At 42.2% G+C, this 23127-nt stretch carries 18 protein-coding genes; 9 read left to right on the forward strand and 9 right to left on the reverse strand.

Features of this window, described 5'->3' with window-relative positions; all coding sequences use genetic code 11:
* Positions 1 to 75: 75 nt before the first annotated feature.
* The 9 genes from C1E24_RS03280 to C1E24_RS03320 all read right to left on the reverse strand — a co-directional run bounded on the left by C1E24_RS03280 (position 76) and on the right by C1E24_RS03320 (position 11387).
* A complete protein-coding gene (locus C1E24_RS03280) occupies positions 76 to 2850 on the reverse strand; it encodes a M16 family metallopeptidase (protein WP_171040747.1) in 2775 nt (924 codons plus the stop codon).
* 197 nt (positions 2851 to 3047) lie between these two features.
* Complete coding sequence (locus tag C1E24_RS03285) at positions 3048 to 3704, reverse strand: CoA transferase subunit B (protein ID WP_138478695.1); 657 nt, start codon at positions 3702 to 3704, stop codon at positions 3048 to 3050.
* An 11-nt stretch (positions 3705 to 3715) separates the two neighbouring features.
* On the reverse strand, positions 3716 to 4414 hold the full coding sequence (locus tag C1E24_RS03290; RefSeq protein ID WP_058029874.1) for a CoA transferase subunit A: 699 nt from the start codon (positions 4412 to 4414) through the stop codon (positions 3716 to 3718).
* A 64-nt stretch (positions 4415 to 4478) separates the two neighbouring features.
* A complete protein-coding gene (locus C1E24_RS03295; protein WP_138478697.1) occupies positions 4479 to 5384 on the reverse strand; it encodes a hydroxymethylglutaryl-CoA lyase in 906 nt (301 codons plus the stop codon).
* A gap of 1 nt (position 5385) precedes the next feature.
* Positions 5386 to 7350 (reverse strand): acetyl/propionyl/methylcrotonyl-CoA carboxylase subunit alpha, encoded by a 1965-nt coding sequence (locus C1E24_RS03300; RefSeq protein WP_138478699.1) that lies wholly within the window; start codon positions 7348 to 7350, stop codon positions 5386 to 5388.
* Positions 7351 to 7360: 10 nt separating this feature from the next.
* Complete coding sequence (locus tag C1E24_RS03305) at positions 7361 to 8143, reverse strand: enoyl-CoA hydratase-related protein (RefSeq protein ID WP_138478701.1); 783 nt, start codon at positions 8141 to 8143, stop codon at positions 7361 to 7363.
* A gap of 10 nt (positions 8144 to 8153) precedes the next feature.
* The gene (locus C1E24_RS03310) at positions 8154 to 9761 is read right to left on the reverse strand and encodes a carboxyl transferase domain-containing protein (RefSeq protein ID WP_138478703.1); all 1608 of its coding nucleotides are present in this window, start codon (positions 9759 to 9761) and stop codon (positions 8154 to 8156) included.
* A 9-nt stretch (positions 9762 to 9770) separates the two neighbouring features.
* Positions 9771 to 10946 carry an isovaleryl-CoA dehydrogenase gene (locus C1E24_RS03315; protein ID WP_138478705.1) on the reverse strand — a complete coding sequence of 392 codons (1176 nt, stop codon included), beginning with the start codon at positions 10944 to 10946 and terminating at the stop codon, positions 9771 to 9773.
* A 36-nt stretch (positions 10947 to 10982) separates the two neighbouring features.
* Complete coding sequence (locus tag C1E24_RS03320) at positions 10983 to 11387, reverse strand: MerR family transcriptional regulator (protein WP_138478707.1); 405 nt, start codon at positions 11385 to 11387, stop codon at positions 10983 to 10985.
* Between the two features lie 316 nt (positions 11388 to 11703).
* Here C1E24_RS03320 and C1E24_RS03325 point away from each other — a divergent pair, with 316 nt between their 5' ends.
* The 9 genes from C1E24_RS03325 (at position 11704) to C1E24_RS03365 (ending at position 23123) form a co-directional block, all read left to right on the forward strand.
* Positions 11704 to 12882, forward strand: a complete 1179-nt coding sequence (locus C1E24_RS03325; protein ID WP_138478709.1) for a thiolase family protein — start codon at positions 11704 to 11706, stop codon at positions 12880 to 12882.
* Between the two features lie 76 nt (positions 12883 to 12958).
* Positions 12959 to 14449 carry a CoA-acylating methylmalonate-semialdehyde dehydrogenase gene (locus C1E24_RS03330; protein WP_138478711.1) on the forward strand — a complete coding sequence of 497 codons (1491 nt, stop codon included), beginning with the start codon at positions 12959 to 12961 and terminating at the stop codon, positions 14447 to 14449.
* A 75-nt stretch (positions 14450 to 14524) separates the two neighbouring features.
* The gene (locus C1E24_RS03335; protein WP_138478713.1) at positions 14525 to 15682 is read left to right on the forward strand and encodes an acyl-CoA dehydrogenase family protein; all 1158 of its coding nucleotides are present in this window, start codon (positions 14525 to 14527) and stop codon (positions 15680 to 15682) included.
* Positions 15683 to 15695: 13 nt separating this feature from the next.
* Positions 15696 to 16472, forward strand: coding sequence for an enoyl-CoA hydratase (locus C1E24_RS03340; RefSeq protein WP_138478715.1), 777 nt, complete (start codon positions 15696 to 15698; stop codon positions 16470 to 16472).
* Positions 16472 to 17605 carry an enoyl-CoA hydratase/isomerase family protein gene (locus tag C1E24_RS03345; protein ID WP_138478717.1) on the forward strand — a complete coding sequence of 378 codons (1134 nt, stop codon included), beginning with the start codon at positions 16472 to 16474 and terminating at the stop codon, positions 17603 to 17605. The genes C1E24_RS03340 and C1E24_RS03345 overlap by 1 nt, the downstream gene beginning before the upstream one ends.
* 11 nt (positions 17606 to 17616) lie before the next feature.
* Positions 17617 to 18504 (forward strand): 3-hydroxyisobutyrate dehydrogenase, encoded by an 888-nt coding sequence (mmsB, locus tag C1E24_RS03350; protein ID WP_138478719.1) that lies wholly within the window; start codon positions 17617 to 17619, stop codon positions 18502 to 18504.
* 8 nt (positions 18505 to 18512) lie between these two features.
* Complete coding sequence (locus tag C1E24_RS03355; protein WP_138478721.1) at positions 18513 to 19274, forward strand: SDR family oxidoreductase; 762 nt, start codon at positions 18513 to 18515, stop codon at positions 19272 to 19274.
* Positions 19275 to 19394: 120 nt separating this feature from the next.
* Positions 19395 to 22391 carry a methyl-accepting chemotaxis protein gene (locus C1E24_RS03360; RefSeq protein WP_138478723.1) on the forward strand — a complete coding sequence of 999 codons (2997 nt, stop codon included), beginning with the start codon at positions 19395 to 19397 and terminating at the stop codon, positions 22389 to 22391.
* A gap of 12 nt (positions 22392 to 22403) precedes the next feature.
* Positions 22404 to 23123, forward strand: a complete 720-nt coding sequence (locus tag C1E24_RS03365) for an amino acid ABC transporter substrate-binding protein (RefSeq protein ID WP_138478725.1) — start codon at positions 22404 to 22406, stop codon at positions 23121 to 23123.
* Positions 23124 to 23127 lie beyond the last annotated feature (4 nt).

Consider the following 23127-nt stretch of genomic DNA (forward strand, 5'->3'; position numbering starts at 1 on the left):
AAACTAGAATTTTTACAAAAAAAAAGCAGCATGGAAAACCACACTGCTTTGTTAACTTTAAATAATCAGCTTATATTAAAGGTAAGTGATGTCACCAATATTTAAGCTTTCTAGCTGAGACTTAATTTTGGCAACATCGCCAACAATAACCCAAGTTAGTTGATTCGGGTTGATTAAGCCTTTCGCTTCGTTGTGGATATCTTTAAGTTCAAGCGATTTTACTTTTTCGCCGTATTGCTCAAGGTATTCAATTGTACGACCTTTGCTGTACGCATCAGCCAGCGCATTACGAAGACTACGTTTTTTCTCGTAACTTCCTGGGATCTTAGCAACCTTGTTAGACACTACTTTGTCTAGCTCAGATTCTTTTGCTAAATCAGACTTAATGTAACCGTTAAGCTCTTTCAAGATTTCTTGGATAGAATCTTTTGTTTTATCAGTCTGAACAGGAGCATAAACAATAAATGGAGATTGAGCTTGTGCATTCATAAGCATACTACGAGCACCGTATGACCAACCTTTGTCTTCACGTAGGTTCATATTGATACGTGATGTAAATGTACCACCTAAAATTGCGTTCATAACATCAAGTTTAATGTCTTGACCTGGTTTTAGGTTGTCGCGCGAGTCGCCAAGTAGGCCTGCAATAATCAATGATTGCGGTGCCTCAGGCTTATCAAGTACAAAGATTTGCGCTTTTTCAGGTGCAGCGACTTGTTTGAATTGCTTTACAGGTTTTGCCGTATTAGGTGCTTTCCATTGGTCTAGTTGCGATTCAAGAGAAGCAGTTAAAGTATCTAGGTCAATATCACCAACCACAACCATACGTGCGTTATCAGGACGTAGCCATTTTCTTAAATGTGCTTCAATATCGGCTTTAGTGATTGCTTTAACATCTTCTTCAGTACCTGAACCTGTTAAAGGTTGTGCGTATGGGTGACCTTCACCATAAAGGAGTGGTGGAAGAATGCGGTAAGCATTTGTTTGCGGACGAGCTTGTTCTTGCTTAATGCCATCAAGTACTAATTTTCTTACACGCTCAATATCAGCGTCTTTTAATGCTGGGTTTTGTAAGATATCTGCAAACAGTGAAATACTCTTTTCCCAGTTAACAGAAAGTGTGCTTAAGGTCATAGATGAAGTATCTAAGCTTGCCCATGCACCTACTGACGCGCCAATCTTTTCTAGCTCAGCGGCTAATTGCAATGCATCTAAACTCGTCGTACCTTCATCTAGCATTGACATAGAGAAGTTAGCTAAACCAGATTTAGCTTCAATATCAGTCGCGAAACCAGAATCAAATTGTAAGCTAAGTTCAACAGTCGGTGTATCTGAACGCTTTGCTAAGACAACTTCAAGGCCATTACTTAGCGTTGTAGTTTGCACTTCTGGTAAATCTAGTTTTGGTAGTGAATCAACACTTGGTACCTTTGAACGATCAGCGCCTTTTTCGTTAGCTGAATACTTTTCAAAAGGATTAATTGTTAAGATAAACTCACCATCAGTAAGCCATTTTTCAGCTGCTTGTTGTACATCTGAAACAGTAGCGTTAGCCTGAATTTCTTGTGATTTTTTATAAAAGCCAGGGTCATTATGATAGATAGAACCTGATGCTAAAACATCAGACTTACCACCAAAACCGCCTACACCTTCAACTCGCTTGATCCAACCAGAAGCATTTGCAAACTTAATGCGGTTTAGCTCTTCAGCTGTTGGACCTTCAGTGATTAAACGATTTAGTTCTTCATCAATGATGGCTTCAATCTCTGGTAGTTTGCTCTTATCTAACGCGTCAGCACCTAGAATAATCTGACCGGCTAGTACGCGCTGGAAGTTAAATGCAAATACACTAGATGCAAGTTGCTCTTGATAAACTAAGCGTTGGTAAAGACGACTGTTTTTGCCAGAAGCAAGTACGTCAGCAAAAAGAGAAAGGTATTCAGAGTCGGCAGTTCCAAGTTCGGCGGTATTCCATACTTTTAGAACACGTGACGCAGGAACGCGGTCTTGCATAACCATACGCTTTTCGCCACTACGCTTAGCAACCCATGCTTCCATCTGCGCTACAGGCTTACCTGGTTTGATGTCACCAAAGTATTTGTTTGCTTTTTCTTTTGCCGTTTCAACGTCAATGTCACCTGCTAGCACTAATACAGCATTATTAGGGCCGTAGTAGTCTTTAAACCATTGGTGCACATCATCAAGTGATGCAGCATTAAGGTCATCCATTGAGCCAATTACTGTCCATGAATAAGGGTGACCTTTAGGGAAGGTATTTACAGTAATTGCTTCCCACATTTTACCGTAAGGTTGGCCTTCACTTTGACGCTTTTCGTTTTGTACAACGCCACGTTGCTCGTCTAACTTTTCTTGTGTGATTGCGCCTAGCAGGTGACCCATACGGTCCGATTCCATCCACAGCGCCATATCAATGGCGGTAGTTGGTACGTTTTGGAAGTAGTTTGTACGGTCGCTGTTTGTGGTACCGTTCATTTCAGTCGCACCAGCTCTTTCAAACGGACCAAAGTATTCATCGTCATAGTTTTCTGAACCATTGAACATTAAGTGTTCAAATAGGTGAGCAAAACCAGACTTACCTTCAGGTTCATGTTTTGAACCAACGTTATACCAAACGTTAACAGCAACGATAGGGGCTTTACGATCTGTATGAACAACAACTTTTAAACCATTGTCTAAAGTAAAAGTATCATAAGCAATATCGATACTTGGTAAGGCTTGTGTTGAACTTGCCACGACTGAATTTTGAGAAGAAGAGTTGGTTGTTGAGTTACAACCTGTCAAGGCTAGGCTTACAGCTAAAGCCAACGCCGATAACGCAGTTTTTTTCATTTTTATACGTCCATATTGTTTGTATATTATCGGTACATAGTTTAACACTTAAATTGAAACAAATAATTTAAGTTTGTAACTAAATGTAGCAAGTTATAGACGAAAAAAAACCCCTCGTTTGAGGGGTTTTGGGTAACTCAGTGCATTAGCACTGGGAATGAGGTCGGTACATTTGTGTTGTTATTGTCGACACTGAATTAGAACTGCATTTCAGGGATATCGCCGTCTACGATTAGCTTACCCGCTGTTTTGCTTATAATTTCATCAACAGTAACACCCGGCGCGCGTTCTAGCAAATAAAATGCGCCATCTTTAACTTCTAATACCGCAAGGTCAGTTACGATTTTTTTAACGCAATTAACGCCAGTTAAAGGTAGCGAGCATTTCTCTAATAATTTAGAGTCGCCATGTTTACTAGCATGGGTCATAGTAACGATGATGTTTTGTGCGCCGGCAACTAAATCCATCGCGCCACCCATGCCTTTGATTAATTTTTTCGGGATCATCCAAGAAGCGATATTACCTTCTTGGTCAACTTCAAATGCACCTAGAACCGTTAAGTCTACATGACCACCACGGATCATGGCAAAGCTTTGTGCACTATTAAAAATAGCGGCACCTGTCGCAGCTGTCACGGTTTCTTTACCCGCGTTGATCATATCTGCATCAACTTGGTCTTCAGTAGGGTATGGACCCATGCCTAATAAGCCGTTTTCTGATTGCAGCATAACTTCAATGCCGTCAGGTACATAGTTAGCCACTAGGGTAGGAATACCAATCCCTAAATTTACGTAATAACCGTCTTGAAGTTCTTGCGCAACACGCATTGCAACTTGTTCACGAGATAAAGCCATAGTTATGCTCCTTACTTACTGGTTGTAACGCGTTCGATGCGTTTTTCAAAGTCACCTTTGATAACACGGTTTACATAAATGCCTGGAGTATGAATTTGACTTGGTTCAAGTTCACCAGGCTCGACGATTTCTTCAACTTCAGCAACGGTAATTTTGCCTGCAGTTGCAGCCATAGGGTTGAAATTCATTGCTGTATGGCGGAACACAAGGTTGCCATAACGGTCTGCTTTCCATGCTTTTACAATGGCAAATTCACCAGTGATTGATTCTTCAAGAATATAAGGACGGCCGTTGAACTCTTTAACTTCTTTACCTTCAGCAATCGGTGTACCGTAACCTGTCGCAGTATAGAAACCAGGAATACCTGCACCACCGGCACGCATTTTCTCAGCCAATGTACCTTGTGGAGTTAACTCAACATCGATGATGCCGTCTAGTAATTGCTGCTCGAAAAGGGCATTCTCACCAACATAAGAGGCGATGATTTTTTTTATCTGACGGTCTTGTAATAAAATACCTAAACCAAAGTCATCAACACCACAGTTGTTAGAGACAACAGTCAGCTCTTTGGTTTGTAGACGTTTAATTTCTGCAATTAAACCTTCAGGGATCCCACATAAACCAAAACCACCGGCGATGATGGTGTCACCATCTTTTAAACCCGCCATTGCTTCGGCGTAGCTATTCACTACTTTATCAAAACCGGCCATAAGACCACTCCTAACTTTTGTTTGTCAAAAGAGCGCGAGCATAATGCTCACGCCACTATCATTGTTATTGTTCGCACTTCGCACGTAATGCTAAAGAAACTTTGCTGGCAGGGGGCTTATTTAAGGCATCACAGATAGCCCAACCTGCTTTGGCAAGCCTTTCTAAATCAATTTGGGTACTTATGCCAAGCCCTTCAAGTAAGTAAATTACATCTTCAGTGGCAACATTTCCTGACGCACCTTGTGCATAAGGGCAACCACCCAGGCCTGCAACGGCACTGTCTATGGTACTAATGCCCATTTCTAGTGCCGTGTGGATATTGGCGATAGCTTGCCCGTAGGTATCGTGAAAGTGTACAGCTAGCTTGTCTAAAGGCAGTTCTTTAGTAAGCAAATCAAGTAGTTTTTTCACTTTACCTGGTGTACCAACGCCAATGGTGTCGCCTAGGCTTATTTCATAACAGCCAAGAGCCAACAATTGTTTACACACATCAAGTACTGCTTCGGGTTGCACATCGCCTTGATAAGGGCAGCCAACCACACAACTGACATAGCCGCGAACTTTAACGTTATGTTGCTGAGCTAGCTCTACTACAGGTTTAAAGCGCTCAATACTTTCTTCAATAGAGCAATTAATGTTCTTTTGAGTAAACGCTTCGCTGGCCGCGGTAAAAATAGCGAACTCTTTAATGCCGCATTCTAGGGCGGCTTCTGCGCCTTTTAAGTTTGGCGTGAGCGCTGAAAGCTGCGCGTTTTGGTTAACAGATAAACCTTTTATAACTTCAGCCGAGTCCGCCATTTGCGGCACCCACTTAGGCGATACAAAGGCACCTGCCTCAAGATGAATAACACCAGCTTCAGATAACCCATTTAACAGGGCTATCTTTTGCTCAGTGGTGACTTTGCTTTCATTTTGTAAGCCATCACGGGCACCCACTTCAACGATTTTGACCTGAGTTGGATACGCCATGTTATGCCTCCGCAGCTTCAACGATGGCAAGTAGGGCACCGTGACTTACTAATTCGCCTTCAGCAAAGCAATAGCTGGTTAGTGTGCCTGCAAATGGGGCGTTAAGCGTATATTCCATTTTCATGGCTTCAATAACTACCACTGCATCACCTTTAGCGACATCAGCACCCACTTCAACAAGGTGCTTAACAACCGTACCGTTTAGAGGCGCTGCTAATGGTGCTTCTTCATGTTCATGTTGGCTAATGTAGTGTTTAGAACGTAAATCAAAAGTACGCACAAAGGCGCTGAACATCACCGTGACTTGCTCTTCATTGACCAATGCGCTGGCTTTGTAAATGCGGCCATCAAGGTTGATGGTTAAAGATTCACCTTTAAGATTTGCTGAAACTGTGTGTTCGTTACCACCTACAATTAATTTAAAGCCATTGTCTTGAACAAGTACTTTAATACTTAAGCCGTCAAATGGCACAACGACAGCAGCGGCTTGGTTTAGTTTAAAACCTAGGGCACTTTGCCAAGGTGATTTAGCGGCAGCAAAATTCGCTTGGTTTTGTTTATTTGCTAAGTAAGCTGCTGCTGCAATCACAGAGATCATTTCTTCAGGCGCATGCTCTACAGTTAATACTTCAGTTTGAGTATCAATAAAGTGGGTATCTGGTGCACCAGCAACAAAAGTATCGTGTCCCGATAGGTGATGTAAAAACGCAATGTTGGATTTAACACCCGATAAATGCACTTCTTCTAATGCGTGGTGCAGCTTAAGTAGAGCAGTTTTACGATCTGCGCCATGCACAATTAACTTGGCGATCATTGGGTCGTAGAATGGGCTAATCTCTGCACCTGCTTGCACACCCGTATCAACACGTACGCCTTGGTTTTCAGCTGGGAAAGATAAGTGTGTCAGTGTGCCAGAGTATGGCATAAAGTTCTCAGTCGGGTCTTCGGCGTAAATACGCGCTTCAAAACTATGGCCCGATAAAGTAACTTGAGCTTGTTTAAGAGGAAGCACTTCACCACTTGCGACACGAATTTGCCATTCAACAAGGTCAAGGCCAGTGACCATTTCAGTAACTGGATGCTCTACTTGCAGACGGGTATTCATTTCCATAAAGAAGAATTCTTCGCCACATAGTAAAAACTCTACCGTACCTGCACCACGATAGTTAATTGCTTGAGCACAACGTACCGCTGCTTCACCCATCTCGCGGCGAAGTTCGTTAGATAAACCTGGGGCTGGGGCTTCTTCAATCACTTTTTGGTGACGGCGTTGTAAAGAGCAATCGCGGTCGCCTAAATAAACACAGTTACCGAGGGTATCTGCAAAGACTTGTACTTCAACGTGACGTGGTGTATCGACGTAACGCTCGAGTAATACTAGGTCGTTTCCGAATCCAGCAAGCGCTTCACGCTTTGCGCCTTCTAAGGCGCTCACGAACTCTGACGCTTCGCGTACAACACGCATGCCTTTACCACCGCCGCCAAATGCCGCTTTGATAAGCACTGGATAGCCAATTTTCTCAGCTTCAGCCGTTAAAAAGTCAACATCTTGGTTTTGACCATAATAACCTGGTACAAGCGGTACATTAGCTTCAGCCATGATCTCTTTAGCGCGTGTTTTTGAACCCATGGCTTCAATAGAGCTTGCAAGTGGTCCTAAAAAAGCAATACCCGAGTCTTCGCACTTTTGAGCAAAAATATCATTTTCAGATAAAAAACCATAGCCCGGATGAATACAATCTGCGCCAGCCATCTTGGCGACTTCTAGCACTCTATCAGCAACTAAGTAAGAATCTTTACTCGGTGCTGGACCAATATGGTAGGCTTCATCAGCCTGTTTAACATGCAGGGCATTGGCATCTGCATCTGAATAAACAGCAACTGTACGCAAACCTAAGCGCTTAGCTGTTTTCATAACGCGGCAGGCAATTTCACCACGGTTCGCAATTAGAATTTTCTTTAACATTGTAATGACCTTATTGCTTTGCGGCGGTTTGCCAATTAGGCGCACGTTTGTCGAAAAATGCAGATAAGCCTTCTTGGCCTTCTTCGCTTACTCTGATTTCAGCAATGCGTTTTGCCGTATGAAGGATTAACTCTGCGTTGATGTCTTGATTAGCCACTTCATTAATTAATGACTTTGCTGATTTAACAGCGGCAGGACCGTTGTTAAGTAATAGTTCAACAAACTGGTCTTGTGCAGCAGCTAGATCATCATTAATCTCATGAATTAAGCCCATATCTAGCGCTTTTTCAGCCATAAACACTTCGGCCGTTAAAAAGTAGCGACGCGCTTGGCGCTCACCAATGGCTTTAATGACATAAGGGCTAATAACCGCAGGAATAAGACCTAGCTTAACTTCGCTTAAACAGAATTTAGCGTTGCTATTAGCAACTGCAATGTCACAACAGGCGATTAACCCCAGTGCGCCACCAAATGCGGCACCTTGAACTAAACAAAGAGTTGGGTGAGGGCTGGTAGCCAACAAATGCATTAACTTTGCAAGTTGCTCTGAATCTGCGACGTTTTCATCGTAATTATTCCCGGCCATTGATTTCATCCAACCAAGGTCAGCACCTGCAGAGAAGTGTTTGCCTTCGGTTTTTAAAACCAAAGCGCGGATATCAAGGCTATTTGCATGCTCAATACATTGGATCAACTCGTTGATCACGTGCGAGTCAAAGGCGTTATGTTTTTCAGGGCGACTTAGTTCTAAAATCGCCACTTTTGTTTTTGTTATATTTAAAGTGACCGACATAGTGCGCTCCTTACATTCTGAAAATGCCGAACTTAGATTCTTGCTTAGGCGCGTTAGCAGCGGCTTCAAGTGCAAGACCTAAAACAGTACGAGTATCAGCTGGGTCAATGATGCCGTCGTCCCATAAACGGGCGCTTGCATAGTACGGGTGACCTTGCTCTTCGTATTGTGCAACGATTGGCTTTTTGAATTCAGCAACTTCTTCGTCAGTCATGCTTAAACCTTTACGTGCAAGACCATCTTGACGCACTTGTGTAAGCACACCTGCAGCTTGTTCGCCGCCCATCACTGAAATCCGCGCGTTTGGCCACATCCACATCATGGTAGGCTCGTAAGCTCGACCGCACATACCATAGTTACCCGCGCCGTATGAGCCACCAATTAGTACAGTAAACTTAGGTACGTCAGCACAAGATACAGCAGTTACCATTTTGGCACCGTGTTTGGCGATACCTTCTGCTTCGTATTTTTGACCCACCATGAAGCCTGTGATGTTTTGTAAAAACAGCAAAGGAATATCGCGCTGTGCACATAATTGAATAAAGTGTGCACCTTTTTGTGCTGACTCTGAGAATAAGATACCGTTGTTGGCAACAATCCCTACTTGGTGACCGTAGATTTCAGCAAAGCCAGTAACAAGGGTTTCACCAAAGTAGCGCTTGAATTCGTCAAATTGAGAATCATCAACAATACGTGCAATTACTTCACGTACATCAAATGGTTTTTTAAGATCCGTACCGACAATGCCATACACTTCACGAATATCGTAACGTGGTGGTTTTTCGTCTTTCAGTATTGGTGCAGTAGGGCGCTGATGGTTTAAACGGGCAACACATTGACGGGCAATCGATAGGGCATGTTCGTCGTTTTCTGCGTAGTGATCGGCAACACCTGACGTTTTACAGTGCACATCTGCACCGCCTAAGTCTTCGGCAGAGACTTCCTCACCCGTAGCTGCTTTTACCAGTGGTGGGCCAGCTAAGAAGATCGTGCCTTGTTCTTTTACGATGATACTTTCATCGGCCATTGCTGGTACATATGCGCCACCTGCGGTACATAATCCCATTACCACAGCAATTTGTGGAATGCCTTTAGCCGACATGCGCGCCTGATTATAGAAGATTCGACCGAAATGCAGTTTGTCTGGAAATACTTCGTCTTGTTCAGGTAAGTTTGCGCCCCCTGAATCAACTAAATAGATACAAGGTAAATGACAGCGCTCTGCGATTTCTTGGGCGCGTAGGTGCTTTTTAACAGTCAGTGGGAAGTAAGTGCCGCCTTTTACGGTTGCATCGTTACCGACAATCATACACTCAACGCCTTGAACTCGGCCGATACCAGCAACCACACCTGCACAAGGTATATCTTGCTCGTATACGCCGAACGCAGCAAATTGAGAGATTTCTAGAAAAGGAGAACCTTCGTCGAGAAGGGTATTGATACGGTCACGAACAAACATTTTTCCGCGACTTTCATGACGAGCGATAAGTGATTCACCACCGCCTTGTGCAAGTTGAGCAACTTTGTCGTTTAAATCTGCAACCAGTGAAGCCATGGCTTCACTGTTTGCTTTAAACTGACTGTCATGCACATTAATAGATGAGTTTAAAACAGTCATGGTGTGTCCTTAGCGGCTTTCTGTGAATAGTTCACGACCAATCAACATACGGCGAATTTCAGACGTACCCGCACCAATCTCATAGAGTTTGGCATCACGAAGTAGACGACCCGTTGCGTATTCGTTGATGTAACCATTACCACCTAAAATTTGGATCGCATCTAGTGCAAGCTTAGTTGCCAACTCTGCAGCATATAAAATGGCACCTGCAGCATCTTTACGGGTTGTTTCACCACGGTCACAAGCTTTTGCTACCGTGTATACGTATGAACGCGCAGCATTCATTTGCGTATACATGTCAGCGACTTTACCTTGAATTAACTGGAACTCACCAATTGATTTATTGAACTGTTTACGCTCGTGAATATACGGCACAACAATGTCCATACACGCTTGCATAATACCCAGTGGTCCACCTGCAAGCACAACACGCTCATAATCAAGACCACTCATTAGCACCTTAACACCTTCGTTTAGGGTGCCTAGAATGTTTTCTTCTGGTACTTCACAGTCTTCAAAAACCAGTTCACAGGTGTTTGAGCCGCGCATACCTAATTTATCTAGCTTTTGTGCGGTAGAAAAACCTGGGAAGTCTTTTTCAATGATGAATGCTGTGATCCCTTTAGAACCCGCTTCTAAATCAGTCTTTGCATAAACGACTAACACATCTGCGTCTGGGCCATTGGTGATCCACATTTTATTACCATTAAGAATGTACTTATCGCCTTTCTTTTCAGCTTTTAGCTTCATAGAAACAACGTCAGAACCCGCATTTGGCTCACTCATAGCAAGTGCGCCAATGTGTTCGCCGCTAATTAACTTAGGCAGATACTTTTGTTTTTGCGCGTCGTTACCGTTGCGGTTAATTTGGTTTACACACAGGTTAGAGTGAGCGCCATAGCTTAAACCGATAGAGGCACTTGCACGGCTGATCTCTTCAATCGCAATTACGTGTTCAAGGTAGCCCATATTTGCACCACCAAATTCTTCAGGTACGGTAATACCTAATAAGCCCATCTCCCCGAATTGTGGCCAAAGTTGATTTGGGAATGCATTGTCTAAATCAGTTTTCTCAGCAAGTGGTGCAATTTCAGCACTTGCAAAGCTGTTTACATGATCACGTATCATGTCAGCTGTTTCACCTAATCCAAAGTTTAATTCTTTATATAAAGATACAGTGCTCATCTTGGTTATCCTGTGTGAGAGTTATTATAAATTTATTTAGTCTTCGTGCTCTTCAAGCTCTTTTAGGGTGTCGTGACAACGACGCTCTGCGGTAACGAGTTCCATCAAAACCACTTTAATGTCATCCATTTGTTGACTTAAATCAGCTTTCTTTTCTTCTATTAACGCCAGCATAGTGGTGAGCTGTTTCGCACTTGATTTATCGGCATCGTATAGTTCAAATAATCGGCCTGTTTCAGCCAGAGTGAAGCCTAAGCGCTTGCCGCGTAAGATAAGTTTTAGACGTACTTTGTCTCGTTTTGAATAAATGCGGGTTTGACCATTTCGCTCTGGCGAAATTAATCCCTGATCTTCATAAAAACGAATAGAACGGGTGGTAATGTCAAATTCCTTAGCCAATTCGCTAATAGAGAATGTAGGTTCGTTAAGGTTATCTTGCATAATTGTTTAACACTTACTTCAAAACAGATTAGACCAATATAAGTGAAGTTTACGTAAAGGTAAAGTTGCGTTTTGGGGAATGTATTATTGAGTGTTAACAAAAAGAGTGAATATTTAATGCAGTTCTAATTAAATAAACTGCCTTTTCGCAGTTTTCAGCAGTATTGGCAAGGAAAACGTGCAACTTAAGTTTACAGTTTAAGTCAACGCAATTAAGTTGATTTTAGATTTACGTTGGCGTAAACGTAAATATTAGGTATGCTCAAATCATCATTTTGAAACAAACAAGCAAGAAGCTTGTGAACAGGAGTTTAACATGAGTAACGAAGCAGTTGTAATCGTAGCAGCAAAACGTACCCCTATGGGTGGCTTTATGGGTGCACTTTCAGGCGCAAGCGCAACAGAGCTTGGCGCAACTGCAATCAAAAGCGTTATGAGCGAAACAGGGCTTACGGATGCATCAATTGATGAAGTGATCATGGGTTGTGTACTACCGGCAGGTCTTGGTCAAGCACCAGCACGTCAAGCTATGCTGCATGCAGGTCTAGCACGTTCAACCGGTGCAACAACGATTAACAAGGTATGTGGCTCAGGTCTAAAAGCAGCCATGCTTGCTCACGACCTAATTAAGGCGGGCAGCATTTCATCTGCAATTGCAGGTGGTATGGAAAGCATGACTAACTCACCATATTTTATTCCTAAAGCGCGTGGCGGTATGCGTATGGGTCATGGTGAGATTAAAGATCACATGATGGCCGATGGTCTTGAAGATGCATACGACAACAAAGCGATGGGTTGTTTTGCACAAGCAACTGCGGATGATTATGGCATCACCCGTGAAGAAATGGATGAGTTTGCGCTTAGCTCTTTAAGCAAAGCAAATGAAGCGATTGAAAGCGGCAGCTTCAATAACGAAGTAGTTTCTCATGTCTTAAAAACGCGTAAAGGTGACGTTGAAGTAGCCATTGATGAGCAACCAGGTAATGCGCGTCCAGATAAAATTCCAGGTTTACGTCCAGCATTCAAAAAAGACGGCACGATTACCGCAGCAAACTCATCATCGATTTCAGATGGCGCTGCAGCACTTATTTTAATGAGTGAGTCAGAAGCTAAAAAGCAAGGTTTAACACCGCTTTGTAAAGTGGTTGCTCACGCGACTCACTCACAAGCGCCAGCAGAATTCACGGTTGCTCCAGTTGGCGCAATGAACACGCTACTTGAAAAAGCGGGTTGGAACAAAGCTGACGTAGATTTATGGGAAATCAACGAAGCATTTGCCATGGTGACTATGCTAGCAATTAAAGAGCTAGGTCTTGAGCAAAGCAAAGTTAACGTTAATGGTGGTGCATGTGCCCTTGGTCACCCAATCGGTGCAAGTGGTGCGCGTATCCTCGTTACTCTAATTCATGCCCTACGTAATCGCGGCCTTTCAAAAGGTGTTGCATCACTGTGTATCGGTGGTGGTGAAGCGGTAGCACTGGCAGTCGAAGTTTAATCACACCAAGTTGTAGGCACCGTATAAATAATATAACAGCGGTGCCTTTTTTCTATTTACCAGGGGAGGAGTGCAGATGCACCAAGTACCTTTATACATCAACGGCGAATTCACTCAATCATCATCAGAGCAATGGATTGATGTTGTTAATCCAGCAAACCAAGAAGTACTTGCAAAAGTACCTTGCGCGACAGAGCAAGAAGTAAAAGCAGCGATTGACTCTGCACAAGAAGCATTTAAGACTTGGCGCAACGTGCCAGTACCAGAGCGTGCGCGTATCATGATGAAATACGCGGCGCTTTTGAAAGAGCACCAAGAAGAAATCGCGACCATTATCTGTCATGAATTAGGTAAGACGTTCGAAGATGCAAAAGGCGATGTATGGCGTGGTATTGAAGTGGTTGAACAAGCTGCAAATGCCCCTGCAATGATGATGGGTGAAACTGTTGAAAACGTTGCCCGCAACATTGATACGTATTCTTACACTCAACCGCTAGGTGTGTGTGCCGGTATTACCCCATTTAACTTCCCGGCTATGATCCCACTTTGGATGTTCCCAATGGCGATTGTATGCGGTAACACTTTTGTACTTAAACCATCAGAGCAAGATCCACTTACGCCAATGCGTTTAGTCGAGTTATTCGAAGAAGCGGGTGCACCAAAAGGCGTGCTGCAAGTTGTACACGGTACAAAAAACCAAGTTGACCAAATTCTAGAAGCACCAGAAATCAAAGCGGTGTCATTTGTTGGTTCTTGTAATGTCGGTCATTACATTTATAGCAAAGGCACACAGCACAAGAAACGTGTTCAAGCGTGCGTTGGTGCTAAAAACCACATGGTGATCATGCCTGATGCGTCAAAAGCACAAACAGTGAATAACCTAGTTGGTGCGTCAGTGGGTGCTGGTGGTCAACGTTGTATGGGTATTTCGGTAGCTGTGTTTGTTGGCTCATCGAAAGAGTGGGTAGAAGACATTAAAAAAGGTTTTGAAGGCGTACGTCCAGGTCTTTGGAACGACCCTGAAGCGGCTTATGGCCCGCAAACAACACCACAAGCAAAGCAGCGTATTCTTTCACTTATTCAAAGTGGTAAAGACCAAGGCGCAACCTGTTTAGTTGATGGTTCAGATTATACCGTTGAAGGTTATGAAGCAGGTAACTGGGTAGGCCCGACGCTATTTACTGATGTGAATGAAGAGATGGAAATCTACAAAGAAGAAATCTTTGGTCCAGTTTTAAGCTGTGTATTTGTAGATACGCTAGACGAAGCAATCGCGCTAATTAACCGCAACCCATACGGTAACGGTACGTCTTTATTTACAGCAAGCGGTGCAGCAGCACGTAAATTCCAACAGCAAATTGAAGTAGGTCAAGTGGGTATTAATATTCCAATTCCTGTGCCACTCCCTTTCTTCTCATTCACAGGTTGGAAAAACTCTTTCTATGGTGACCAACACACTTACGGTAAGCAAGGCGTGCGTTTCTACACAGAAACGAAAACGGTGACTTCACGTTGGTTTGATGATGAGGTCGTGACTGGCCCTAATATGAGCATCAACTTACGTTAATCCTTTCTATTCTATTTTTATAATAACAATGTGAGCCGACATGAGCGGCTCACCTTTGACAACAAGAGGTCTTTTATGGACTTTAATCTAAATGAAGATCAACAGGCATTTGCCGAAACAGCATATCAATTCGCAATGAGTGAACTAGCGCCAAATGCTGCGCTGTGGGACCGCGAACATATTTTCCCTAAAGACGTGATTAAAAAAGCCGGTGAACTTGGCTTTTGTGGTTTATACACGCCAGAAGAGGCAGGTGGCCTTGGTTTATCACGTTTAGATTCAAGCATTATTTTTGAACAGCTTGCTATGGGCTGTACAGCAACAACTGCCATGCTAACAATCCACAACATGGCAACTTGGATGATCGCAAGCTTTGGTACTGACGCCGTTAAAGAGCAATATATCGATCAACTAGTGATGGGTGAATTGTTAGCATCATATTGTTTAACTGAGCCAGGTTCAGGCTCTGATGCCGCATCGCTTAAAACTAAAGCTGATAAAGATGGCGACAGCTATGTGTTAAACGGCTCGAAAATGTTTATCTCAGGTGCCGGTGAAACAGACGTACTTGTGGTAATGGCACGTACTGGTGAAGCGGGTCCGAAAGGTATTTCTGCGTTTGTTGTACCAGCGGATGCTGAAGGTATTTCATACGGTAAAGCTGAAGAGAAAATGGGTTGGAATGCACAACCAACACGCCTTGTCACACTTGAAAACGTGCGTATTCCTGCTGCAAACCTAATGGGTGCAGAAGGTGAAGGCTTTAAATTTGCGATGCAAGGCTTAGACGGTGGTCGTATTAACATTGCAACTTGTTCAATCGGTACTGCACAGCAAGCGCTTAACACAGCTAAGCAATATATGACTGAGCGCGAGCAGTTCGGTAAGCCTCTTGCGGCATTCCAAGCACTACAGTTTAAAATTGCAGATATGAATACTGAGCTTGTTGCTGCGCGACAAATGGTTCGCCTTGCGGCATTCAAACTAGATACCAATGACAGCGAAAAAACCACTTACTGTGCAATGGCTAAACGATTTGCTACTGATGTAGGTTTTAAAGTGTGTGACGACGCATTACAAATTCATGGTGGTTACGGCTATATCAAAGAATATCCACTAGAGCGTCATGTTCGTGATGTACGTGTTCACCAAATTCTTGAAGGTACCAATGAGATAATGCGCGTGATAATCGGCCGTCGTATTTTAGCTGAAGGCGCGCCAAGCGTATTGTAATAAGGAAACCCAAATGACTGCACAACTTAAATTAGAAAAGCAGGGTAACATCGCGGTAGTAACAATGAGCAACCCGCCTGCGAATACATGGACACGTGATACCTTGGTAGGGTTAAAAAACCTTGTACACGAACTAAATCAAGATAAAGAAATTTATGCTTTAGTGATCACAGGTGAAGGCGAGAAATTCTTCTCAGCAGGTGCTGATTTAAATGTATTTGCTGACGGTGACAAAGGTGTTGCTGCTGATATGTCTCGTGTATTCGGTGAAGCGTTCGAAACCTTGAGTGATTTCAGAGGTGTTTCGATTGCCGCTATCAATGGTTTTGCTATGGGTGGTGGTCTTGAAGTGGCATTGGCTTGTGATATTCGTATTGCAGAAAGCCAAGCACAAATGGCGTTACCAGAAGCTAAAGTTGGTTTACTGCCTTGTGCTGGTGGTACGCAAAACCTATCGTGGCTTGTTGGTGAAGGTTGGGCTAAGCGCATGATTTTATGTGGCGAGCGGCTAAAAGCTGACAAAGCACAACAAATTGGTTTAGTGGAAGAAGTCGTAGAAACTGGCGAAGCACTCAATGCCGCACTTGCTCTAGCTGAAAAAGTGGCAGATCAAAGCCCAGTGGCGGTGACAGCTTGTAAAGCACTTATTCAAAAAGGTCGTACAGGTACAATTAACAGTGCGCTGCCACTAGAGCGAGAACTGTTTGTAACGCTATTTGATACACAAGACCAAAAAGAAGGCGTGAACGCGTTCTTAGAAAAACGTAAACCAAACTGGGTGAACGGCTAATGGCAAAATTACAGTTATTAAACCAAGCAGATGCGCCGGTCGTATTTGAGTTGGCTGACTGTGATAATGGCAAAAAGGTGGCGTTTGCCACCTTAAACGTGCCAAAAGCACTGAATGCACTCAACTTAGATATGATCCGTTTATTAGCGCCTCAGCTAACCGAATGGGCAAATGAAGATGACATCGCTTTGGTGGTGTTAAAAGGTCATGGTGAAAAAGCGTTTTGCGCCGGTGGTGATGTAGTTAGCTTATACAAAGCGATGGCTGCCAATGATGGTAACAACCACATCGAAACCTTCTTCAGCGAAGAATATACACTTGATTACCAAATCCACACTTATGAAAAGCCAATCTTACTTTGGGGTAACGGCATCATCATGGGTGGCGGTTTAGGTCTAATGGCAGGCGCTAGTCACCGTGTAGTGACAGAAACAGCCCGTATTGCCATGCCTGAGATCACAATTGGTCTTTACCCAGATGTCGGTGGCAGCTATTTCTTGAATAAAATGCCTGCAGGTGTCGGTTTATTCTTAGGCCTGACTGGCGCATCAATTAATGCCAAAGACGCACAATTTGTTGGTCTGGCAGATCATTTTGTTAATGCTGAACTTTATGGTGAGCTGCTTGCCACGTTACTTGGTACAGATTGGAAAGACAATGAAGAATATAACCATGGTTTACTTTCTGAGCTGTTACACAGCTTACAAAGCCAATCTAGTAATGAGCCAGCAAGTGAAATTGAACCACTACAATCTGTGATAGCTGAGCTTGTAACTAAAGACAGTCTTGAGTCGCAAATCGATGCCATCTTGTCCCTTGATGCAACAGATAACAAATGGCTTTCTCGTGCACAAAAATCATTACACCATGGCTCACCATTAAGTGCAAAGCTGGTTAGTGAGCAATTAAATCGTGCAAAAGGGTTGAGCTTAGCTGATTGCTTTAGATTAGAGCTTGGTATGTCAGTGACTGCAGGTGAATTTGGTGAATTCCAAGAAGGTATTCGCGCATTATTAATCGATAAAGATGGCGCACCGAATTGGCAGTTTGAAAATACACAAAGTGTGACAGATGACGCGATTAACACTTTTTTCAAAGCGCGTTGGTCAGATCATCCACTTCAAGGTTTGTAAGGAATGTAACAATGGCAAAAATTGGATTTATTGGTTTAGGGAATATGGGTGGTCCAATGGCCATCAACTTGGTTAAAGCCGGTCACGAAGTACGCGTTTTTGATTTAAGCCCAGATGCAATCGCAACCCTTGTAGAAGCCGGTGCAACAGCTGTAAACGCGGTAGAAGAAGTCTGTGAGAATGCTGATTTTGTTGTCAGTATGTTACCTGCAGGCAAGCATGTAAAAGCGATTTACACTGGCGAAAATGGGCTAGTTAACCATTTAAACAAAAACACCTTAGTCATTGATTGTTCAACAATTGATGCTGAATCAGCACAATTCGTTGGTAAAGCACTTGGCGAAGCAGGTATTAAATTTGTAGATGCGCCAGTGTCTGGTGGTGTTGCTGGTGCTGCTGCCGGTACGTTAACCTTTATTGTTGGCGGTTCAACGACTTGTTTTGAATTAGCGAATACGATACTGCCTAACATGGGTAAAAATATTTACCATGCAGGTGACATTGGCGCCGGGCAAGTTGCGAAGATCTGTAACAATATGCTGTTAAGTATACTTATGGCAGGGACCAGTGAAGCGCTACAGATGGGTATAGACCATGGTCTAGATCCAAAAGTACTGAGTGAGATTATGCTTAACAGCTCAGGTCGTAACTGGACGTTAGAGCTTTATAATCCTTGTCCAGATGTACTTGAAAATGTTCCGAGTTCAAATGGCTATAAGCCGGGCTTTATGGTGGACTTAATGGCCAAAGATTTAGGTTTAGCTCAGCAAGCTGCGCAACAAACTAACTCGGCAACACCTATGGGCGCATTGGCGAAAAACCTTTATAACTTGATGCAAAATCAAGGTAAAGGTGCCGAAGACTTTAGCGCAATCTTTAAACTTTATAGTGAAAAATAGACTGCATTATGGACATTAAAAATAAAACGGTTGTCATTACCGGTGGCGCGCAAGGCCTTGGCTTTGCAATGGCGACACAAATGGCAGAATTAGGCGCTAATCTTGCGTTAATTGATATGCAAGATGAAGTATTGGCTGAAGCAAAAGCTGAATTGGTTAAGCTCGATGTTAAAGTTGAAACCTATGTGGCTAACGTGAGCGTTGAGGCTGAAATTGAAGCGGTTTTCAATAATATCGTTAGTGATTTCGGTGCCGTACATGTACTGATCAACAACGCTGGCATTCTGCGCGATGGTCTGCTATTGAAAGCAAAAGATGGCGTAGTGACTGCAAAAATGGAATTATCACAATACCAGTCTGTTATTGACGTTAACCTAACGGGTGTTTTCCTTTGTGGCCGAGAAGCTGCTGTAAAAATGGTTGAAAGCGGTGAAGGTGGTGTCATTGTTAATATGTCGAGCGTAGCTCGTGCTGGTAATATGGGTCAAACCAATTACGCTGCAGCTAAAGCGGGCGTGGTTGCCATGACAACGACATGGGCGAAAGAGCTTGGTCTTTTTGGTATTCGTGTTGGTGCAATTGCACCAGGTGTGATCCGTACCAAAATGACGGATGCGATGAAACCTGAAGCGAAAGAGCGTTTGGTTAAGATGAAACCGGTTGGTCGTTTAGGCGAAGCAGAAGAAATTGCGCACACAGCAAAATACATCATTGAAAATGACTTTTTCACAGGTCGTGTTGTCGAAGTAGATGGCGGTATTCGACTTTAAAGATTGATATTATCAAGGCTTTGCTCCATGCAAAGCCTTTTTTTTACTCAAATTTTTTCCTATTTTCTCAGCTGTTTACTATCTTTTAAGTACTAATCTTCGTGCAATGGATCTCTTGTCATGTTTGATGGCTTGATTAATAACTTAAAAATTAAAACCAAAATTACACTCCTCAGTGTTATCCCAACATTTTTTGTTTTAATTAGTTTTATTTATTTGGTTTTTTCTCAATTTATAAATTATAAGGAAGCATCACGATTAGAATCTTATGTTAATGCAGTTCGTGTATTAGACAATACTGCACATAATTTTGCCGTAGAGCGCGGTCTAACAGCTGGTTTTCTTGCCTCTGGCGGTAACGGGAAAGAAAAGGTACTAGCGCAGAGAAAGAAAGCTGATTCAGCCAAAATACAACTTTTTAAGCTAGCATCAGAGCAGCTTGATGACTTCCCTAAATCTACCCAACTCATTATTAACGATTTACTTAAGCACTTTGAAGCATTAGATATAGTTCGAACTCAGGTAGACCAACTAGATAAACAATCTGGCGCATTTGGGTTTTATTCTAAGGCAAATAAATATGCATTAGATGCAGCAAGTACTTTTGCGAATTATATTGATGACCCACATGCTACCAAAAGTATGAAGAGCTTAATCGCCATTCTTTGGATGAAAGAGCGTGCGGGGCAAGAACGTGGCCTTTTAAACGGTGTTTTTAATCGCGGCGATATTTCGCTGCCTCAACTTGCTAGTTTATCTTTATTTCAAAGTGACCAACTACAGCAAGTCGATTTCATTAAGCAATTACTTGATGCTAAATTATTTAAGTCAGAATTTTCTCAGCTAAATAACCTTGACGAACAAATACTGCCATACCGTGCATTTATCTCAGAACAACTCAGTAGCGGTAATTTAGTTTTTTCAGGGCGTGATAACTCCAACTGGTTTGTAGATGCAACAAGCAGAATAAAGTCGATTAAAGGCATTGCAGATAAAAAATCGCATTTAATCAGCCAATATGCGCAATCTACTAAAACAAAAGCCATGTCACTTCTAATTATTTCTTTAGTGAGCTGTTTGGTTATTATTTACTTAATTGTCAGTTTTGCATCGAGAGTCGCTAAAAGTTTAAATGATGGCTTGCAAAAGCTTAGTGGGTTTATTAACAAAGTAAACCAAGATTTTGATTTTTCCAAATCGATTAGCTCAGATCTTAACGATGAGGTTGGTCAAGCGACACGGTCATTTAATAGCTTTTTACAAGAGTTAAATGCGGTAAATAGTGAAATTCAGTCTGTAATGAGCCGAGTTTCAAATGGTGATTTCAGTCATAGAGTACATTACCCCTGTAAAGGCGATATGTCAGTTTTAAAAGAAGGAGTTAATAACAGTAGTAATACCCTTGAATTTACTATGAATGCGCTTGATGAAGTTATGAATGGGCTTGCTGAAGGCGACTTTACTGTAAGAATGTCACCAAGTGTAAAAGGGCCGCTAAGGGCTAAAGTCGATAACTCAATTGAAACCATAGATGATGCCATTAAAGAAATCTCTAAAAGTATGGAGCAGCTTCAAAGCGGTAATTTTTCGGGGCGCATCTTATCTGAACAAAAAGGCGCATTGAATGAACTAAAACTATCATTTAATGAAAGCATGTCGTCGCTCGAAAATGCAATGAACGAAATCTCAGGCTCGTTACTGTCGCAGAAGAATGGCGAATTTGACAATCGACTTGAAGGTAATTATAGCGGTCGTTTGTTACAACTTAAAAATGCATTTAATGAATCATCAGAAAACTTAGAACTATTTGTTTCCGATATTGAGAATCTATTTGAGCATTTACAAATGGGAGAATATTCGTCACGAATCACAAATGAGTATTCAGGTCGACTGGCTTCGCTTCAGACGAATGTCAATTCATCATTAGAAAATTTAGAAAGTGCAATTCTCAACATAGTTCAAGTTTCAGTCCATCAAAGTGAAGGTGTATTAAGCTCTCGCGTTGTCGGAGAATACTCAGGTCATTTAGAAAAACTGCAACGCGCAATGAACCTCTCAAGTGAGAGAGTTGAGGAAGTATTAAATGAGTTAGCAGGTGTTGTTGAAAGTATAAAGTCAGGTCAGTTTGATAAACAAATTCAAGGTGATATGCATGGACAATATGCCAGTTTAAAAGCAGATATGAATGAAATGCTTCATTTACTAAATAGTGCGATGGAAGAAATTCAAACGTCGTCAGAATTACAGCAACAAGGTGCATTATATCACCAAATAAGCAAAACCTTTCCTGGTGATTTGGACAAAATATGTTCAGCAATTAATACGTCAACAATTGAACTTAAAAGCGCTTTCAAAGATATCAATAAGTCAGCAGAACACACTCTTGCATTGTGCACAGATCAAAAACAATTTTCAGTTGATATTTCGAAGCGCAGTACTGAGCAAGCCGTGGCCCTCGAGCAAATAGCTGCCTCTATGGAACAAATGGCATCAAGCGTAAATGAAACAGCAGATCAAAGCCTTGTTGTTACAAAGCAAATGCAAGATTCGAAACAAATTGCTGAAGATGCCATGGAAGTGATGAAAGGCTCCGTAGATGTAACACAGAGTATGCGAGATTCAAGCCGAGAGATTGCACAAATAACGGTTATGATTGATGAAATTGCGTTTCAAACTAACCTCCTTGCCCTAAACGCTTCCGTTGAGGCAGCAAGAGCTGGAGAACAGGGTAAAGGTTTTTCTGTGGTAGCTAGTGAAGTGCGAGAACTTGCGCAACGTTCGGCAGACGCGGCTAAAAAAATCAAAGAGTTAGTCTCTGAGAATATAGATAAAGTTGAAATTAGTTTTAATAGCTCACAAGACTCACATCAACGTCTAGAAAATATTCAATATAATATTTCTGAAGTAAATAGCATGATGCATAATTTAAATGACGCCACTAGACAGCAAAGCACTAGTATTAGTGAGGTTAATTCAGCGGTTAGTAACCTTGATAGGTCTACGCAACAAAATACCTCTATGCTTGAACAAATGTCTCAAGATATGTCGAAGCTTGAAAGATCAACAAAAGAAGTCAGCAACCGATTAAGTTTTTTCAAATTAAAACAAGAACAATAAAAAGGTGAGTGTTTGAAAGTTACGTTATTATTTAATGTTTTATTCATCTGCTTACTAAGCACTTTAGGGGCTCACGCAAAAGAGTCATTAAGATATAATTTAGCAGCTTCAGAGTCTTGGTATCCGTACTACATACCAGACGAAGACAAACCAGGAATTTTAGGCGAGTTAATTCCACTTATTTTAGATAAAGCAAAAATTCATGGTATTGAGTTACGGTTTCCGCCAAAGAGAACCATCTATGCAATGGATAATGGCCTACTTGATTTTGACGTTGTTTCACCTGTTTGGTTTCCAGGCGGTGATGCTGGTGAACAGTTTGTATTTTCACACAAGTTGTTTGGTATTGAAGAGTATTACGCGAGTCTAGATGGAACTCAACTTGGACCAATGGTTTATAAAGAAGAAGTTGGAACCATACTAGGATATTACTATTTCGATGAAAATACTTTCACACGTATCGACTTCGCTTCTGAAAAAGAGCTTGTTCTAGCATTACATAAGAATAGGGTGGAGCGTATTTTAATTGGTGATTTACCTGCGAAATACTGGGCAAACAAATTGAGTGTTTCAATTCGCCTTGATCAGCTTCATACCAAAGGTGAGCTTAAAATCAGGTTGAACAAGTCAAAGATTCACTTATTGCCATTATTAAATAAAGCCATTACAGAGCTTCAACAAACGGGGAAAATTGACATACTAGTAAGTAAATACACGGTCAACCAAAAATAAAGGT

The organism is Pseudoalteromonas phenolica (assembly GCF_005876835.1).
GTDB lineage: Bacteria > Pseudomonadota > Gammaproteobacteria > Enterobacterales > Alteromonadaceae > Pseudoalteromonas > Pseudoalteromonas phenolica_B.

Coding starts and splice junctions, on each gene's coding strand:
- C1E24_RS03280 (WP_171040747.1), bottom strand. CDS start 2,850: ATGAAAAAAACTGCGTTATCGGCGTTGGCTTTAGCTGTAAGCCTAGCC.
- C1E24_RS03305 (WP_138478701.1), bottom strand. CDS start 8,143: ATGTCGGTCACTTTAAATATAACAAAAACAAAAGTGGCGATTTTAGAA.
- C1E24_RS03335 (WP_138478713.1), top strand. CDS start 14,525: ATGGACTTTAATCTAAATGAAGATCAACAGGCATTTGCCGAAACAGCA.
- C1E24_RS03325 (WP_138478709.1), top strand. CDS start 11,704: ATGAGTAACGAAGCAGTTGTAATCGTAGCAGCAAAACGTACCCCTATG.
- mmsB (WP_138478719.1), top strand. CDS start 17,617: ATGGCAAAAATTGGATTTATTGGTTTAGGGAATATGGGTGGTCCAATG.
- C1E24_RS03345 (WP_138478717.1), top strand. CDS start 16,472: ATGGCAAAATTACAGTTATTAAACCAAGCAGATGCGCCGGTCGTATTT.
- C1E24_RS03360 (WP_138478723.1), top strand. CDS start 19,395: ATGTTTGATGGCTTGATTAATAACTTAAAAATTAAAACCAAAATTACA.
- C1E24_RS03340 (WP_138478715.1), top strand. CDS start 15,696: ATGACTGCACAACTTAAATTAGAAAAGCAGGGTAACATCGCGGTAGTA.
- C1E24_RS03285 (WP_138478695.1), bottom strand. CDS start 3,704: ATGGCTTTATCTCGTGAACAAGTTGCAATGCGTGTTGCGCAAGAACTT.
- C1E24_RS03315 (WP_138478705.1), bottom strand. CDS start 10,946: ATGAGCACTGTATCTTTATATAAAGAATTAAACTTTGGATTAGGTGAA.
- C1E24_RS03290 (WP_058029874.1), bottom strand. CDS start 4,414: ATGGCCGGTTTTGATAAAGTAGTGAATAGCTACGCCGAAGCAATGGCG.
- C1E24_RS03300 (WP_138478699.1), bottom strand. CDS start 7,350: ATGTTAAAGAAAATTCTAATTGCGAACCGTGGTGAAATTGCCTGCCGC.
- C1E24_RS03355 (WP_138478721.1), top strand. CDS start 18,513: ATGGACATTAAAAATAAAACGGTTGTCATTACCGGTGGCGCGCAAGGC.
- C1E24_RS03310 (WP_138478703.1), bottom strand. CDS start 9,761: ATGACTGTTTTAAACTCATCTATTAATGTGCATGACAGTCAGTTTAAA.
- C1E24_RS03295 (WP_138478697.1), bottom strand. CDS start 5,384: ATGGCGTATCCAACTCAGGTCAAAATCGTTGAAGTGGGTGCCCGTGAT.
- C1E24_RS03330 (WP_138478711.1), top strand. CDS start 12,959: ATGCACCAAGTACCTTTATACATCAACGGCGAATTCACTCAATCATCA.
- C1E24_RS03320 (WP_138478707.1), bottom strand. CDS start 11,387: ATGCAAGATAACCTTAACGAACCTACATTCTCTATTAGCGAATTGGCT.